This is a genomic window from Pontibacter chitinilyticus (genome assembly GCF_039748935.1).
Lineage (GTDB): Bacteria > Bacteroidota > Bacteroidia > Cytophagales > Hymenobacteraceae > Pontibacter > Pontibacter chitinilyticus.
In genome coordinates, this window is sequence record NZ_JBDIZJ010000007.1 from 36628 (window position 1) to 54968 (window position 18341).

Consider the following 18341-nt stretch of genomic DNA (forward strand, 5'->3'; position numbering starts at 1 on the left):
TTTTTGCTGTTTAAACTACTCTCCTTCTGCACTATTGTTGCTTGTAAAAGTCAGGGAATATTTTAAACAATAAAGCTGTATTCAGGGTAGAAAACAGCTATTTACCGTATTCCTATCATAGTTTATACTTGATTTATACTTGCCCACGCACCTTCCACATAAAACTTACCGTGCTGCTTAAAACAGGCAACACCCCCGGGCTTGTAAAGATAACCGCCAGTAGCAATGGGTTAGAACGTGCCGCAGCCACGTTGTTGGTGGATGCCAGAAAAGAGTAGGGATACACCCACCGCTTTACTTTTAAAGTATGGGTTAGTTCATAAGGCATCGCTGCCGCGCGCCTGTAGCCACACAAAAGTAAACTCTGTAGCCGGTGGTGCGTTATGGAAAAACAGACTTATCAAATAGGTATCTCTGTACCGGGTGCCCGGTTTTGATTTTTACTTTTTATATTGCTTTTGATAATCTATGCGGCTGTATAGCCACAGGCACCGCTGGCGCAAAGCCGGCCAAAACATCTATTCCTGATGATCAACGATATCAAAGAAAAGTTTGAGGACGTGTACGGGCAGCAGCCTGTTGTAGTGCGCTCGCCGGGTCGGGTAAACCTGATTGGGGAGCACACAGATTACAACGACGGCTTTGTGCTGCCGGCAGCCATCGACAAGGAAATTTACTTCGCCCTGGCTCCCAACAACACCAATACCTTCCGCGCCCATGCCTATGATCTGGACGAAAGTGCCGAGTTTGACCTGGGCAATGTGCACCGCACCGGTACAGGCTGGGCCAACTACCTGCTGGGTGTGATCGCTCAGTTGCAGAAAGCAGGGCACCAGGTAAAAGGTTTTGATCTGGTATTTGGGGGTAACATCCCCATCGGCGCCGGCCTCTCCTCCTCTGCAGCAGTAGAGTGTGGCCTGGCCTTCGGCCTCAACCACCTCTTCAACTTTGGCCTCGAACGGCTCACTATGGTAAAAATGGCGCAGACAGCCGAGCACGAGTATGCCTTGGTCATGTGCGGGATCATGGACCAGTTTGCCAGCATGTTCGGACAGAAAAACCACGCTGTGCGCCTCGACTGCCGCTCGCTGGAGTATGCCTATTATGATATTGACATGCGGGACTACCGCATTGTGCTTTGCGACACGCAGGTAAAGCACTCGCTCGCTTCCTCAGAGTATAACAAGCGCCGGCAGGAATGTGAAGCAGGCGTTGCCCTCTTGCAGCAGTACCACCCGCTGGTAATGAGCCTGCGCGATGCGACCATGGAGATGCTGGAACAGCACCAGGAAGAGTTTGACTCAGAAGTGTACAAGCGCTGCGCCTATGTGATACAGGAGAACGAGCGTGTGGTTGCTGCTTGCCGCCACCTGCAGCAAGGGGATATGTATGCCTTTGGTTGGCAGATGTATGCTTCGCATGACGGACTGCAGCACCAATACGAAGTGAGCTGCCCTGAACTGGACTTCCTGGTGGACCAGACCAGGGCATCTGACGCCGTGGTAGGTGCCCGCATGATGGGCGGTGGCTTTGGGGGCTGCACTATCAACATTGTCAGGATAGATGCCATAGAGGCTTTTATAGCGCAGATGGAGGAGGCGTATCAGCAACAGTTCGGTGTGCAGCTCAAAACTTACATCGCCGGCATTGTAGACGGCACTAGCCTGGCCCAGTAAGAAAAGAAAAGATGCCGGACTGCGGTTGCGGCAACAACCATACTTCATGAACTATGTCAGCATTTAACCTGGGCGATCATCCGCACCGACGGTATAACCCGCTAAAAAGCGAGTGGGTGCTTGTGTCGCCCCATCGTGCCAAGCGCCCCTGGCAGGGCCAGCAGGAAGAGGTCAGCAAGGAGGAAAGACCTGCTTACGACCCTACCTGCTACTTATGCCCTACCAACGAGCGGGCCAACGGTGAGCATAATCCGGATTATACTTCCACCTTTGTTTTTGAGAATGACTTTGCCGCCCTGCAGCCAAATGCACCGGGTGGCTCCGTAGAAAAGGGCGGCCTGCTGGTCGCTAAAAGCGAACGTGGCCTCTGCAAAGTGATCTGCTTTTCGCCCCGCCACGACCTGACGCTGCCGGAGATGGAAGTAAGCGCCATTCGGGGAGTTGTGGACGTATGGCAGCGCGAATACCTGGAACTGGGCGCGCTGGATTACGTCAACCATGTACAAATATTTGAGAACAAGGGCAGCGTGATGGGCAGCAGCAACCCGCATCCGCACGGGCAGATATGGGCCCAAAGCTCCATTCCCGACGAACCTGCCAAGGAAACTGCCTGCCAGCGGGCATACTTTGCGCAGCACGGGCGCAGCCTGCTGGCCGACTACCTGGACCTGGAACTGAAAGAGCAGGTACGCATAGTGGCACAGAACGAGCATTTTGTTGCCTTGGTACCCTTCTGGGCCGTGTGGCCTTTCGAAACGCTGATCATCAGCCGGCGCCATATCCAGCACATCGGGCAGATGACGGACGCGGAAAAAGATGCCTATGCCGGCATCATCAAACAGCTTACAGGCGTATACGACCGCCTTTTTGGTGTCTCGTTCCCCTACTCATCCGGTTTGCACCAAAGCCCTACCGATGGGCAGGAACACCCGGAGTGGCACTTTCATATGCACTTTTACCCGCCGCTGCTGCGCTCGGCAACCGTCAAAAAGTTTATGGTCGGGTATGAGATGATGGGCGAACCCCAGCGCGACATAACAGCCGAAACAAGCGCTGAGCGCCTGCGAAGCCTCTTATAGGAAAGCAGGAGTGCAGGCCAGCAAATTACTATACCTTACGGGCGGCGCTCCTGCTTAACATAAAATTTCAACCAGCTTATTCTGATCTAATAGTCAGTGTGAGTTGATATTTCCTGCCGGTGCCTGCACATATTCATTCTGCTCTGCCACAGCCGCCGGTCCTTATTCCTTCGGAAATACCTGATAAAAGTAGGTGCGCAATACCTCCTGAGCCATACAGCACAACTGCTACACGAAGTCCTTACGCCAGCTACAAGTAAGCACTCACCCGGCCTTAGTACAAGTGCTTCATACTTTTAAACTAGGCTTTTATACCGTCCCAGGAAAAAAACTTTTTTGGTACGCCTCCCCTTGGTAACTTGCTGCTAGCATTGCCCTGTTTTATGAAGTTGATCTCTCTTTTATTGCTGCTTCTACTGCACTACAGTACTGCTTATAGTATGGCAGATTCTGATAGCTTGCTAAATGAACTCAGCCGTACCCTGGAGAGTAAGGAAATTTACAGCAGCCAGAAAGAAGAAAGGATTGATAAACTAAAACAACAGCTCCTCGATCAGGAGAATCTTTCAGAGGTAGAGCAGTTCAACCTCTATAACAAGCTCTACGACGAGTACAAGTCCTTCCAATATGATTCGGCCTTCAATTATGCCTTAAAGCTACAGCGTTCGGCCGGCCAGTTACAGGATGTCCCCCGGGAAACCTACGCCCGCATAAAGATGAGCTTCATTCTGCTGTCATCAGGTCTGTTTAAAGAGACACTGGACTCCCTGCGATCCGTGCAGCTGGCTGGTATGCCGGACAGCATCAAAACAGATTATTATGCTCTGAAAGCGCGGGCCTATTACGACCTGGCCAACTATAACATGGATAATTATTATTCGCATCGTTATGTAGCTAACGGAAACACGTACCTGGATTCGGCTGTTGCCCTGGCCAACCCGAACACCCTGCAGTTCCACTCCCTCCGGGGGTTAAGAAACCTGAAATTGGGCAAGTATGGCCCGGCAGCCGATGACTTCCGGCAAATCATACAGCAGTACCATCCCTCGTTTCACGAGTATGCGATAGCTGCTGCCTCGCTGGGGAATGTGTACAAGGCGACCGGAGATACCGACTTGGCCATTTACTGGATGGCTAAAGCAGCCGTGGCAGACATCCGGTCGAGTACCAACGAAGCAGTGGCGCTGATGAACCTGGCGGAGTTGCTGTACAACAAAGGCGATGAGAGCCGGGCCTACACTTACATTAAGCAGGCGCTGGAGGATGCGACCTTTTATGGCGCCAGGCAGCGCAAAATACAGGTGGCCGCTATTCTTCCGATTATTGAGGGCGAAAGGCTAACGACAGTGGAGAGCCAGCGCCGGCGCTTGGTGCTGTATGTACTGGCGGTTACAGTGCTTTCCGCGCTGGTCGTGCTGTTTGCTGCCATCATTTTCCGGCAGGTAAGCCGCCTGAAGCAGGCGAAAAAAACGATATCGGAAACAAACGAGGACCTGCAGGAAATGAACGACAAACTGGTGGAGGCCAATAAGATCAAAGAAGAGTATATAGGATATTCTTTTAACGTGTACGCAGACTACATCAGCAAACTCGAGAAATTTAAGAACTCGGTGGATAAGAAACTGATGACCCGGAAACACGAGGATATCCAGCAGGTGCTCAAATCGGTTAACTTAAAAAAAGAAAGAGCATTGCTCTACCAAAGCTTTGACAAAGTGTTTCTGAAGATCTTTCCGGGATTCGTAACTGCATTCAACTCATACTTTAAGGAGGAGGACAAGATCATACCGCCGGATCATGAATCACTTACCATCGAACTGCGCATTTTCGCTCTCATCCGCATGGGCATCCACGACCACGAGCAGATTGCCCAGATTTTGGAGTATTCTGTGAACACGATTTATACTTATAAAACACGGGTAAAGAACCGATCCATACTTCCGAATGAGGAATTTGAAAAGAAAATTATGGAAATTAAAGCATTTTAGAGAAACCCTGTTTCCAGTTTCCCTTTCGGGAGTGTAGGTCTGCAACATTCCTCCTATAAGTTGCAAACCAGTTAACACCTGTATTCTTTACTACAGAGTGATTGAAGCGCTAAGCACCTGAGCGGCCATTGCACCCACAGGGGCAAGATCGTTACTTTCACAGCAGCAAGTTGCATCCGGCCTTTTTACATCATCCTTTTTCCTGGGGCGAGACTGCTTTGGCTGGCTATGCGCCTGTCTGAAGCGCTTTATTCCCCCATATTTTACTTATATTTTTTTACCTACTCAGAGATGCTAACCTACTATAATGTAAGTGGTTACTCACCTATAGTTGTTAATATTTTCTATACATTTACAGTATTAATTGTATTAGCCCTAGCAGCCAATATATTTGTAGTATGATATTCTCTCTTTACCACTAAATAATATAGTTCGGCTGTTCGCAAATGGCAACAATCTCCCTAAAGCACACATATGGCTTCACTCTGAGGCTGCCCCACAACAAAGGGATGCCGGAGTGTATCAGCACCTGAAGATGCTGAATACACTGAACCGGCGTTGCAACGAAAAGTGGGGGTGCAGCCGTATAGCAGCTCGCAGCAGGCACCTGGAGCAGTAGCCAGCGGATAATTAACAAAGGATGTACAAGAAAATACCTTACTCCGCTTAAACAAGAATACGTCCTGCCTGTTTGTGGATAACAGGTACCACTTTGCTGGTGGAAAAACAGCTCTTGCATTATTCCTGGCTGGCGAACAGCCCCGAAACGAGTGTTACAGGAGCTCTGATAGGGTTCTTAGAATGAAAACAGAAATTACGATTGACCGAATAGAATAGCTTCCGTTTAATGACACCAAGACCAACCACACTAACCAATTTTCTATGCAAATGAAGTATACAAAGGGACTAAGCTCTTTTGGCTTAACCGTTGCATTGAGCTGCCTCTACATGTCAGGCAATGCGCAAACTCACACCCCTCCCCCACAGCTGCTTGCGGGTAACTACAAGCCGGTAATGCTCAACGCTCCTGTAAAGTACCAGGACGATGTAACCGTAACAGGCACCGTTGTTGACCAAAGTGGTACTGGCCTGCCGGGCGTAACCGTAGTAGTACAAGGCACTACCCGGGGCACGGCCACCGATGTTAACGGCAATTTCACCTTGGCTGCACCAGCCGGCAGCACGCTGGTGTTCTCGTACATCGGCTACACTACGCAAGAAGTACCTTTAGGCAACAAAACCAACCTGAACGTTACCCTCAGCCAGGACACCAAAGCCCTGCAGGAAGTAGTGATTGTAGGCTACGGAACGCAGAAGAAAAGTGACGTTACCGGGTCCGTGACTTCTGTAACGTCTGAAAACTTTGTGAAAGGCCAGGTAACTACACCGGAGCAGCTGATCACTGGCAAAGTGGCCGGTGTGCAGATTACTTCCAATGGCGGTGCCCCAGGATCAGGCAGCCGCATCCGTATCCGCGGCGGATCTTCGCTGAATGCCAGCAACGACCCGCTGATCGTAATTGATGGTGTTCCGATTGAGAACTCCACAGTGGCTGGCTCAGGCAACCCGCTGAACTTCATCAATCCCGATGATATCGAAAGTTTTAACATCCTGAAAGACGCCTCTGCAACGGCTATTTACGGTTCAAGAGCATCAAACGGTGTTATTATTATCACGACCAAAAAAGGTAAAATCGGGCAGAAACAGGAGATCAGATTCAGCTCACAGTTCTCTTTATCAAAAATCAAAAAGGAGAATGATGTGCTAACTGCTGATCAGTTCCGTTCTATAGTGCAGGAGCATGGTTCTGCTGCACAGGCTGCTCTTTTAGGCAGTGCTAATACCAACTGGCAGGATTTGATTTTCCAGGAAGCTTACACGACAGATAACAACTTTAGCTTGTCCGGAGCCGACAAATCACTCCCATACCATGTAACTGTTGGTTACCTGAACCAGGAAGGTATCCTGAAAACTTCGAAATTCGACAGAGCCTCTGGTTCTGTGAGCTTGAGCCCGTCGCTGTTTGATGATCACCTGAAGGTGAATTTCAATGTAAAGGGCGCCATTACGAACAGCCGCTTTGCTGATGCAGGCGCTATTGGAGCTGCTGTTGCGTTTGACCCAACCAAGCCTGTTTATGCACCGGAAAATGCTTTTGGCGGATACTACCAGTGGACAGATGCCAACGGCAACTTTAATCCGCTGGCTACCCGCAACCCACTAAGTTTGCTGGAGCAGCGCAGAGATGAGGGATTTGTGAAGCGCAGCATCGGTAATATCCAGCTGGACTACAAGTTTCACTTTTTACCTGATCTGAGAGCAAACCTGAACTTAGGTTACGATATTACAAGCAGCAACGGAACTACAACATTCCCAGCCAATTTCGCTCCCAATGCGGTAGAAGGCGGCAGAACCACTACGTTTGCACAGTCCAAGCAAAACCACCTAGCTGACTTTTACCTGAATTACGTGAAGGAGTTAAGCTCCCTGAGCAGCAGAATAGAGGCAACGGCGGGTTATTCGTACCAGCAGTTTGAAATCAACAACCCAAAATTCCCGGTTCTGAATGCAGCCGGTACTGTTATAACTGAAGCTGGCAGACCAGAGCAGATCCCGTATCGCCTGAAATCATACTTCGGCCGAATCAACTACTCCTTGCTGGACCGCTACCTGTTAACAGCTACGTTACGTGCAGACGGATCATCCAGATTTAGCGAAAATAACCGTTGGGGCACATTCCCGGCTATTGCTTTCGCCTGGAGAATCGCCGAAGAGAGCTTCCTGAAAAACTCCAGCTTCGTTTCTGACCTGAAGCTTAGATTAGGATATGGCCTAACCGGCCAGCAGGACCTTGGCACAGGCAGCCGAGACGTATTCCCGTATCTGGCTCGCTATACCCTCGGCGACAACACTGCGCAGTACCAGCTTGGCTTTGATGCACAAGGCAATCCGGTATACTACACCACTTTCCGCCCTGAAGGATATGACCAGAATATCAAGTGGGAAGAAACAGCTACTTACAATGCTGGTTTAGACTTTGGCTTCGCTAACAATAGAATTACTGGTAGCTTAGACTACTTCTTTAAAGAAACCCGCGACCTGTTAGCTGAAGTTGATGTTCCTGCGGGCTCAAACCTGATCAACCGACTCACAACAAACGTGGGTAACATGGAGACCAAAGGTTTAGAAGCAGCTTTAAACTTTACTGCAATCGACAACGGCCGTTTAACCTGGGATGTGGGCGTAAATGCGACCTACATCACACGTGAAATCACAAAGCTGTCTAAAGTAAAAGATGAGAACTCTATTGGTAACCTGGTAGGGACTATCGCTGGTGGTACTGGCAACAGAATCCAGGTAAATACAGTTGGCTATGCACCAAACTCCTTCTATGTATACAAGCAGGTATACGACGAGAACGGCAAGCCGATTGAGGGCCTCTATGCTGACCTGGATGGCAATGGTGTTGTGAATGAGAAAGATAAGTACCGTTACAAAAATCCGGAAGGAAATGTTAACCTGGGCTTTAATTCAAGCCTGACGTATGGCAAATGGAACTTCAGCCTGGTAGCACGTGCCGTTCTCGACAACTACGTGTATAACAACATCTACTCCAACAACGGTGCTTACCAGGCATTTAGCTTCTCTAACTACCTGACAAACGTTTCGCCAAACGTGCTGGAAACTAATTTCCAGAACTTTCAGCTATTCTCTGATTATTACATGGAGAATGCCTCTTTCTTACGCATGGAGAGCATGAACCTGAGCTACGAACTGGGAAGTGTTGCGAATAACAAAGTAGGTGTTCGCTTGAATGCGAATGTGCAGAACGCTTTTGTGATCACTAAATACAAAGGCTTAGACCCTGAGATCGCCGGCGGTATTGACAATAACTTCTACCCCAGACCACGTGTGTACACACTGGGTGTAAGTCTTCAACTTTAATTTAATAAAATAATGAATACTAAATTCATCAGAAATATAGCGCTGGCAGGTGTGCTTACGATGGCAGCCACCTCGTGCGACCAAAGCCTGGACATTGAACCAAAGTATGACGTTGTATCTGCTAACGTGTATAAGGACTTCAGCAATTACAAGCTTATACTTGCTAAACTCTATGCTGGCTATGCTGTAACAGGCCAGCAGGGCCCTACCGGCAACCCGGACATTCTGGGCGGTGACGAAGGTGCTTCCAACTACCTGCGCCAGTACTGGCAGGCAGAAGAACTGACAACCGACGAAGCGGTAATTGCCTGGAACGACGGTACCATTCAGGACCTCCACGAAATGGACTGGACACCTGCAAACGAGTTCCTGCGTGAGCTCTACAACCGTATCTATTACCAAGTGGCACTTACAAATGAATTTATTCGCGAAACGACCGATGCCAAACTAAGTGAACGCGGTATAACCGGTACGCAGTTGGAAGACGCTAAACATTATCGTGCAGAAGCCCGCTTCCTGCGAGCCCTGAGCTACTGGCATGCTTTAGACTTGTATGGTAATGTTCCGTTTGCAACCGAAGCAGATCCTGTAGGAACATTCCTGCCACCGCAAACGAATCGTCAGGAACTGTTTAACTATGTTGAGTCTGAGCTATTGGCCGTACAGGACGAGTTGATGCCTGCTACGCCTGGCGACCTGACCAACTATGGCCGCGCAAATAAAGCTGCCGCCTGGACATTACTGACAAAGCTGTACCTGAATGCCGAAGTATACACCGGTAACGCCCGTTATACAGATGCTGTTACCTACGCAAAGAAAGTGATAGACGCCGGTTATACATTGGAGCCGGAGTATGATAACCTTTTCCTGGCAGATAACTATAAGTCGAATGAGATCATCTTCCCGATCACGTTCGATGGCGTGCATACTACTACCTGGGGTGGCATGACGTACCTGGTGCATGCACCAGTAGGAGGCGCAATGAACCCGGCGAACTTTGGTATCAACGGCGGCTGGGGAGGTTTGCGCACCACCAAGGCAATCGTGAACCTCTTTGACGATGTTACCGGCAACACCGACGAGCGTGCAAACTTCTTTACAGAGGGCCAGAGCCTGGAGATCAACAGCCTTACTACTTTCACAGACGGCTACCCGATCACCAAGTGGAAAAACGTGACCTCTACAGGCCAGGTAGGTTCTGACGTGACCGGAAATCATCCGGACACAGACTTCCCAATGTTCCGCCTGGCAGATGTTTACCTGATGTATGCGGAAGCCGTTTTGCGTGGCGGTACCGGTGGTAGCGTAGAGCAGGCATTGGAGTATGTGAATATGCTGCGTGAGCGTGCTTATAACGGAACATCCGGTAATATCACGCAGGCCCAGTTAACCCTGCCGTTTATCCTCGATGAGCGTGCCCGTGAGTTAAAGTGGGAAGGCCATCGCCGCACAGACCTGATCCGTTTCGGACTGTTTACATCAGGTGATTACCTGTGGCCTTGGAAAGGTGGTGTAAAAGAAGGACAGCCTGTAAGTGAATTCCGCAGGTTATTCCCTATCCCGACGTCTGATCTGACGGCCAACCCGAACCTGGTTCAGAACAACGGTTATTAATGCTATAATGAATTCAATCAGGTGCAGAACTGCTGCACCTGATTTTACATCACTTTAACTATAACTTTATGAAGCGTTGGTTTAATTATACGTTTATATTCAGTATGCTTACGCTCGCTCTCTTTTCATGCGAAAAAGATGAGGAGCAGGCCATTTTAAGAGCAGGAACAGCTCCTGTACTCGCGGTATCAACAACAAATGTTGTTTTAACCGAAGAGAACGCTGCCAATGAGGCAGTGACTTTTACATGGGACAAAGCAGATTTTGGCTACATGGCAGCTGTAAACTACTCACTACAGATAGACACAGCCGGAAATAATTTCGCACAGCCGTACAGCATCGCTTTAGGCAATGAGCCAAAAAAGACCTTTACGGTGGAGGAACTCAATAATCTCCTCACAAAATTGAAGTATACGCCGGATGAGGCTCATGATCTTCCTATGCGGATCAAAGCCTCTGTTTCAGACAAGGTTAGCCCTGTTTACTCGAATGTAATTACCCTTTCAGTTACGCCTTACTCTACTTATGTAGAGCCTACCTATGTGTATGTTCCCGGAGGATATCAGGATTGGAAGCCTGAAACGGCACCAGCTTTAGCTTCAGTAGAAAACAATGAAATTTACCAGGGCCTGATCAGCTTTGTGGATGCCAGCAGCTTAGAATTTAAGATCACCAAAGACAGAAGCTGGAATGATAACTATGGCAGTGGCGACGCAGCAGGATCATTAGCACCAAATGGAGCGAACTTAAGTGTACCAACGGCTGATACCTACATGCTGGTAGCTGACTTTAATACTTTAACCTGGACTGCCGCAAAGTACTCCTGGGGTGTTATCGGCGATGCCACGCCGGGTGGATGGGATGCCGACACCAACATGAAGTACATTAACGATGAAGGGGTATGGAAAATCACACTTCCTTTAAAAGCAGGTGCATTCAAGTTCAGGTTCAATGATGCCTGGGACACCAACTATGGCGACGATGATACGAGCAACCCAGCGCTTAATGCGAGTGGTGCTAATATTGCTGTTGCTACAGCAGGCACTTATGAAATTACCCTTGACGTGGACAATGAAGATGGCAGCGTTACTTACGCTATCGTCAAAAAGTAAGTAACCCTCAATTCGATCTTCAAGCAGCCCGGCAAAAGTTAGTTCTCCGCTGGGTTGCTTGAAGATCGACTTTTTTAAATCAATCATAAGCCTTTGTAATGAGAATCTCTTTAAAACAGCTTAGTCCCGTAGTGCTTCTAACGATGCTTACCTTTGCCGCTGCTGGGCAAACTACATCGAATCCCGTGCACCAGGTGGGCAACGTGAGTGCTGTTAACGTGGAGGGCCAGAGCGTCAGCATCACAACCGATAACAACGACCATGTGCTGCTGCAGGTGTATAGCCCTACCGTGGTACGTGTACGCATGGATAAGAAGCCGCTGGGCGATGACTTCTCGTATGCCGTCATCTCCAAACCGCAGCCAACCAAAGCCAACATCACGCAGAATGCCAGTGAAATAACCATTACCACGGACTCGCTGACAGCCCGTGTCAGCAAAAATCCGTTTGCGGTTGCTTTTTATACTTCAAAGGGCCAGCTCATCAACCAGGACGAACCAGGCCTGGGCACCTCCTGGATTGGTGAAGAGGTTACTACCTACAAGCACATGCAGCCCAATGAGCGCTACATCGGCCTGGGCGAAAAAACCGGCCCGCTCGACCGTAAGGGCAACGGCTATACCAACTGGAACACCGATGCCTATGGCTACTCAGCCGGGCAGGACCCGATTTACTCCACCATTCCATTTTACATCGGTATTCATGATGGCCTCAACTATGGCATCTTTCTGGACAACACCTACCAGAGCGACTTTAACTTCGGAGCCAGCAACAACCGCTTTGCTTCGTTTGGAGCGCAGGGCGGTGAGATGGACTACTACTTTATCTACCACAAAAAAGTAGCCAACATCATTACCTCTTATACTAACCTGACCGGCCGCATGAACCTGCCGCCGCTCTGGAGCCTGGGCTACCAGCAGAACCGCTACTCCTATTACCCCGAAACGGAGGTTATGCGCATCGCCCAAACGTTGCGCGAGAAGAAGATTCCGGCCGACGGTATTACGCTTGACATCCACTACATGGATGCATACAAGCTGTTCACCTGGGATAAGAACCGCTTCCCGAACCCGCTGCAGATGAACAAAAACCTGGAGGACATGGGCTTTAAGACGACCGTGATTGTAGACCCGGGCATTAAGGTAGAAGAAGGGTATGATGCGTACGAGAGCGGCAAGAAAGCCGACATTTTCCTGAAGTATGTAGACGGCCAGTACTACACCGGCCAGGTATGGCCCGGCTGGACGCACTTTCCGGATTTTACAAGTGAGAAAGGCCGCGACTGGTGGCGAAACCAGGTGAAGCGCTTCGCTGATGATGGCGTAGACGGCATCTGGAACGATATGAACGAAATTGCGACCTGGGGCAATAAAATGCCGGACAATGTGCTGTTTAACTACGACGGCCACCTGACCACCAGCAAGCAAGGCCACAACGTGTATGGTCTGGAAATGGCCCGCACCAGTTACGAAGGCGCCCGTGCCACCATGAACAAGCGTCCGTTTATACTTACCCGCGCCGGTTATGCCGGCCTGCAGCGCTACACCGCTATCTGGACCGGCGATAACCGCTCCGAAGATGAGCACATGCTGGCAGGTGTGCGCCTGCTCAACAGCCTTGGCCTGAGCGGCGTACCATTTACCGGTATGGACATCGGCGGCTTTACCGGCAACCCAACCGTGGGCCTGTATGCCCGCTGGATTCAGCTAGGTGCCTTTATCCCCTATTTCCGGAATCACACCGGCGTAAACTCCAAATCGTCGGAGCCCTGGGCTTATGGCGAAGAAGTGACTGAGATAGCGCGTAATTTTATCAGTCTGCGCTATAAACTGCTGCCATACCTGTACTCCACTTTTTATGAGGCAACGCAGGATGGTATGCCGGTAATGCGCTCCTTGGCCATCGACTATACCCAGGATGCGAAGATCTACGACAGCCAATACCAGAACCAGTACCTTTTCGGGGAAGCTTTCCTGGTAGCGCCGTTTGTGAGCACTACTAACTTTGGCAAAGTATACTTTCCGCAGGGCAAGTGGTACAACCTGTATACCGGCGAAGTGCAGCAAGGGAACCAGGAGAAGATTATCCCACTGGCTTACAATAAAATGCCAATCTATGTAAAGGAAAGCAGCATCATTCCAATGCAGTCGCTGATCCAGAACACGACAGAGCATCCGACCGACACGCTGACGGTGAACGTGTACAAAGGTGACGCTGCCAACTCCTTCGTATACTATGAGGACGACGGCAAATCTTACGACTACGAGAAAGGTCAGTACTACAAGCGTACTATTTCGTACGAACCGCGCCGCAACACCATTACGTTTGGCAAGGTGGATGGCACGTATAACTCCAACTTCAAAAACGTGAAAGTGCTGCTGCATGGCTTCGGCAACGCTACAAAAGTGAAAGTGAACGGTAAGTCAGGCAACCTGCACAAGGACTTTGCTTCTTACCTCACTCCTATTTCGCGCTTCGACCCGCAAGGCGATGCCAACCCCGTAGAGGGCTACAACGTGCAGAGTCTCGTAATTAAAAACGAGAAGGATCAGTTTACGATCAGCCTTTAAATTTTATCAGAAACACCCGGATGTATTTATACTTCCGGGTGTTTTGCTTTAGGACGGCAAGTATACATTAGCAGTTACCTATGCCAGGGCGGCCGTTTTCTAGGCGTTGGTGCTTTTCGCTACATTGTGTAGCTTTAGAAGAGAATGGATCATGGGCTATTCTATTTGTGAGCCTGAAGGAATCAATTAAAAACTATTTAGCTGAATTGTGATGCAAAAGATGAAGAATAAGACGAGGCGCTATCGTATACCGTTCTTTCTGTTATTAACGCTCCTATTTATGGCCTTTGCCCCCGCAACACTTCCCGATTATGCCTCTTATGCAACTACAGAAGCCAACCTGTGGACGAAGTATACGCCGCAACAGACCACCTTCAGCCTTTGGTCGCCGGTGGCAGAGGCAGTGACGGTAAACTTATACAAGCAAGGCGATGGCGAAGCGAAGCCTTTCGAAACACATCCGCTGCAAAAAGAGCAGAACGGCCTGTGGCAAGCACGTATAAAAGGAGACTGGCAAGGCACCTATTATACATATCAGGTAAAGCTAAATGGGCATTGGCTGGCGGAAACACCCGGCATCTACGCAACGGCCGTAGGCGTAAACGGCAAGCGTGCCATGATACTGGACTTGGCAACGACGAACCCGCAGAACTGGAAGAATGACAAAGGCCCTACTTTGGCGTCGCCTAATGACGCTATCCTCTATGAGCTACATGTGCGGGACTTGACAGCCAGCAAGAGCAGCGGCAGCAGCCATCCGGGCAAGTTCCTGGGTTTGGTGGAGGAAGGCACTACCAACCCTGCAGGTCTGGCCACCGGCCTCGACCACATCAAAGCGCTGGGCGTAACACATGTGCACCTGCTCCCCGCCTTCGACCACCGCTCCATTGACGAAACGGCACTCGACAAACCGCAATACAACTGGGGCTACGACCCGCAAAATTACAATGTGCCGGAAGGTTCCTATTCTTCCGATCCTTACCATGCGGAGGTACGCATCCGGGAGTTTAAGCAAATGATAAAGGGCTTCCACGACAAAGGGCTGGGCGTAGTGCTGGATGTGGTGTATAACCACACCGGCCAAACCGAAGGCTCTAACTTTAACCTGGAGGTGCCCGGTTATTATTACAGGCACAAAGCAGATGGCAGCTTATCGGATGCAACAGCTTGTGGCAACGAAACAGCCAGCGAACGGGCTATGATGCGCCGCTTTATGATCGAGTCCTGCGCCTATTGGGCAAAGGAGTACCACCTCGACGGCTTCCGCTTTGACTTGATGGGCGTGCACGACATCGAAACCATGAACCTGCTGGCTAAAGAGCTGAAGAAGATCAACCCCAGCATTTTGATCTATGGCGAAGGATGGACTGCCGGAGACAGCCCCCTGCCTGAAAAACTCAGGGCCATAAAGGCGAACACCACAGAACTACAAAGTATAGCCGCCTTCAGCGATGATATTCGCGATGGCTTGAAAGGATCTGTCTTCGAAGAAAAATCCACTGGTTTTGTGAGCGGCGCTAAAGACACGGAAGAATCGGTGAAGTTTGGCGTTGTCGGAAGCACCAACCACCCGCAAATCAACTACAAGCAGGTAAACTATTCAAAGGCTCCTTGGGCCCGTCAGCCCTGGCAAGCGGTTTCCTACGTATCGTGCCATGACAACCAGACGCTTTACGACAAGCTAAAGATCTCCAATCCGGGTGCTACAGAAGCGCAGCTGCAACAGATGGACGAGCTGGCCAACGCCGTGGTACTAACGTCGCAGGGTATTCCGTTTCTGCATGCCGGGGCTGAGATGCTGCGCACCAAAAAAGGAGAGCACAACAGCTATAACCTGCCGGATGAGATCAACCAGATAGACTGGAACTGGAAGACCAAGCACCAGGATGTGTATGACTACTACAAGGGCCTGATCGCCTTACGCAAAGCACATCCAGCTTTTCGAATGCCAACAACAGACATGCTGCAAAAGCACCTGGAGTTCACCACTACAAAGCCCGGCTTCATCGGCTATGTGCTGAAAGACCACGCCAACAAGGATAGCTGGAAGAACATTCGGGTATACTATAATGCTACCCAAACAGCTGTACCAGTTACTTTGGAAGGAAGCTGGCAAACCGCGGTAGCCGGGCAGGAAATCGCATTAGATGGAAAGCGTAAGGTAAGCGGCCAGGTAGAAGTGCCGCCGGTTTCGATGCTGGTGTTGTTTCAACAATAGCCGTTGATGAGCATGTGCTGACGTATTTGCTGGCGCAAGCTTGCAGCTTGTGCCTCTACTTAACCGAAAGTATGATACGACTTGCAAGCGCGCACCCGCAAAGGATCATTTTCTTTATTGCTTGTTGGCACCAACATGGTCTTCTGATGAAATCCTGCTCCTTCCTACGTCCTGCAGATCCTGGTAAAAGAGTTGCGGATAAAGCCATACATACTTGTTCTTTACGCATCATCATTTAAGTATAAATACTCATGAAACTAAAACTAATCCTTTTCTCCTGCTGCTTGTTTTTGGCAGCACAACTCCTCGCCCAGAAGCTGCCGGCGCTGGAACGCGTAGAGCCGATGTTCTGGTGGGCAGGCATGCACAATCCTAAGCTGCAACTCATTGTGCATGGCGATAACATTGCCAGCCGCGAGGTGAGCCTGAACTACCCGGGCGTGCAGTTGCAGGAGGTACACAAAGTAGAGAATCCGAATTACCTGTTCCTCGACCTCACCATCTCCCCTGCCGCGAAAGCAGGCTCCTTCCCAATTAAATTCACGCAGAAAGGTAAAAAGGCGCTGAGCTATACCTATGAGCTGCGCAGCCGCAACCAGGACCCAAACTACATTGTGCCTGTCACGAGCGCCGATTTTATTTACCTGATCATGCCGGACCGCTTTGCCAATGGCAACCCCAAAAACGACGTGGTGAAGGGATTGCAGGAAACAGCGCTGGCCCGCGACTCGATGTACTACCGCCACGGCGGCGACATACAAGGCATTCTCGACCACCTGGACTACCTGCAGGACCTGGGCGTGACAGCGCTGTGGCTGAACCCGGTGCTGGAGAACGACCAGCCGCATGCCTCCTACCACGGCTACGCCAACACAGAGAACTACCAGGTAGATCCCCGCTTTGGCAGCAACGAACTGTATAAAAAGCTAGGTGATGAGCTAGAAAAGCGCCACATGAAGCTGATTCAGGACATCGTACCCAACCACGTAGGCAGCCAGCACTGGACGGTACGCGATATGCCGATGAAAGACTGGGTGCACCAGTGGCCGGCGTACACCCGCTCCAGCTTTAAAGACCAGCCAGTGTTTGACCCCTACGCTGCCAAGGCCGATGTAAAGCAGATGCAGAACGGCTGGTTCGATACGCACATGCCCGACATGAACCAGGACAACCCGTACGTGCAGAACTACATTACCCAAAGCACCATCTGGTGGGTGGAGTATGCTGGTGTGGATGGCTTCCGGATCGACACCTATGCCTACAACGACGGAAAGTATATGGCAGATTGGGGCAAGGCCATCCAGGATGAATACCCGGGCTACCACTCCTTTGGCGAAACTTGGGTGCACGGCGTACCCAACCAAGTATACTTTACCCAGGGCAATACCGTGAACCGCGGCCTGGACACGCACCTGCCGGGTGTAACCGATTTCCAGACGCTGTGGGGCATACAGGCAGCTATGAACGAGAAGTTTGGCTGGGACGAAGGCGTCAATAAACTCTACACTACCCTGGCCAGCGATTACCAGTACCAGGACGCGACGCGCAATGTCGTATTCCTCGACAACCATGACCTGAGCCGTTGGTATTCGGTGATAGGTGAAGACCTGAACAAGTATAAATCGGGCATTGCCTGGCTGCTGACCACGCGCGGCATTCCGCAGTTATACTATGGGACCGAGGTGCTGATGAAGAATTACTCGAACCCCGATGGCAAAGTGCGCGAAGATTTTAAAGGCGGCTGGACCGGCGATAAGGTGAATATGTTTACGGCTGCAGGGCGCACCAAGCAAGAGCAGGAAGCTTTTGATTATGTAAAAACGCTGGCCAACTACCGTAAGAATAACCCGGTATTGCAAACCGGCAAGCTGATGCAGTATGTGCCGGAAGATGCCGTGTATACTTACTTCCGCTACAACCCTGATAAAACGGTGATGGTGGTGATGAACACAGCCGACGAGGAACGCACTGTCAAAACCGAGCGCTTTGCTGAGCGTATGAACGGCTTTACCAGCGCTACCAATGTTGCCACCGGCGAAAACATGAATAATTTGCAATCGCTGAAGCTGCCGGGTAAAACTACTTTGGTGCTGGAGTTGAAAAAGTAGCTTTAGTTCTATACATTCACATTATAAAATC

At 50.1% G+C, this 18341-nt stretch carries 10 protein-coding genes; 9 read left to right on the plus strand and 1 reads right to left on the minus strand.

The annotated features are described in order from the left end of the window. Window positions 1-133 precede the first annotated feature (133 nt). Entirely contained in the window at window positions 134-328 is a 195-nt protein-coding gene (locus tag ABDW72_RS12075) for a hypothetical protein (RefSeq protein ID WP_347158821.1), read from the minus strand. Window positions 329-527: 199 nt separating this feature from the next. Here ABDW72_RS12075 and ABDW72_RS12080 point away from each other — a divergent pair, with 199 nt between their 5' ends. The 9 genes from ABDW72_RS12080 (at window position 528) to ABDW72_RS12120 (ending at window position 18310) form a co-directional block, all read left to right on the plus strand. Further along, window positions 528-1676, plus strand: coding sequence for a galactokinase (locus ABDW72_RS12080; RefSeq protein ID WP_347158822.1), 1149 nt, complete (start codon window positions 528-530; stop codon window positions 1674-1676). 53 nt (window positions 1677-1729) lie between these two features. Beyond that, window positions 1730-2755, plus strand: coding sequence for a UDP-glucose--hexose-1-phosphate uridylyltransferase (locus ABDW72_RS12085; protein WP_347158823.1), 1026 nt, complete (start codon window positions 1730-1732; stop codon window positions 2753-2755). Between the two features lie 440 nt (window positions 2756-3195). After that, window positions 3196-4743 (plus strand): SusR family glycan utilization regulator, encoded by a 1548-nt coding sequence (gene susR / locus ABDW72_RS12090; protein ID WP_347158824.1) that lies wholly within the window; start codon window positions 3196-3198, stop codon window positions 4741-4743. Window positions 4744-5631: 888 nt separating this feature from the next. Then, window positions 5632-8688 (plus strand): SusC/RagA family TonB-linked outer membrane protein, encoded by a 3057-nt coding sequence (locus ABDW72_RS12095; RefSeq protein ID WP_347158825.1) that lies wholly within the window; start codon window positions 5632-5634, stop codon window positions 8686-8688. 12 nt (window positions 8689-8700) lie between these two features. Beyond that, window positions 8701-10302, plus strand: coding sequence for a RagB/SusD family nutrient uptake outer membrane protein (locus ABDW72_RS12100; protein ID WP_347158826.1), 1602 nt, complete (start codon window positions 8701-8703; stop codon window positions 10300-10302). Window positions 10303-10370: 68 nt separating this feature from the next. After that, a complete protein-coding gene (locus tag ABDW72_RS12105; protein ID WP_347158827.1) occupies window positions 10371-11414 on the plus strand; it encodes a SusE domain-containing protein in 1044 nt (347 codons plus the stop codon). A gap of 98 nt (window positions 11415-11512) precedes the next feature. After that, window positions 11513-13984, plus strand: a complete 2472-nt coding sequence (locus tag ABDW72_RS12110) for a glycoside hydrolase family 31 protein (protein WP_347158828.1) — start codon at window positions 11513-11515, stop codon at window positions 13982-13984. 280 nt (window positions 13985-14264) lie between these two features. Beyond that, window positions 14265-16202 carry a type I pullulanase gene (pulA, locus tag ABDW72_RS12115; protein ID WP_347158829.1) on the plus strand — a complete coding sequence of 646 codons (1938 nt, stop codon included), beginning with the start codon at window positions 14265-14267 and terminating at the stop codon, window positions 16200-16202. 251 nt (window positions 16203-16453) lie between these two features. After that, the gene (locus ABDW72_RS12120; RefSeq protein ID WP_347158830.1) at window positions 16454-18310 is read left to right on the plus strand and encodes a glycoside hydrolase family 13 protein; all 1857 of its coding nucleotides are present in this window, start codon (window positions 16454-16456) and stop codon (window positions 18308-18310) included. The last annotated feature ends 31 nt before the right edge of the window (window positions 18311-18341 follow it).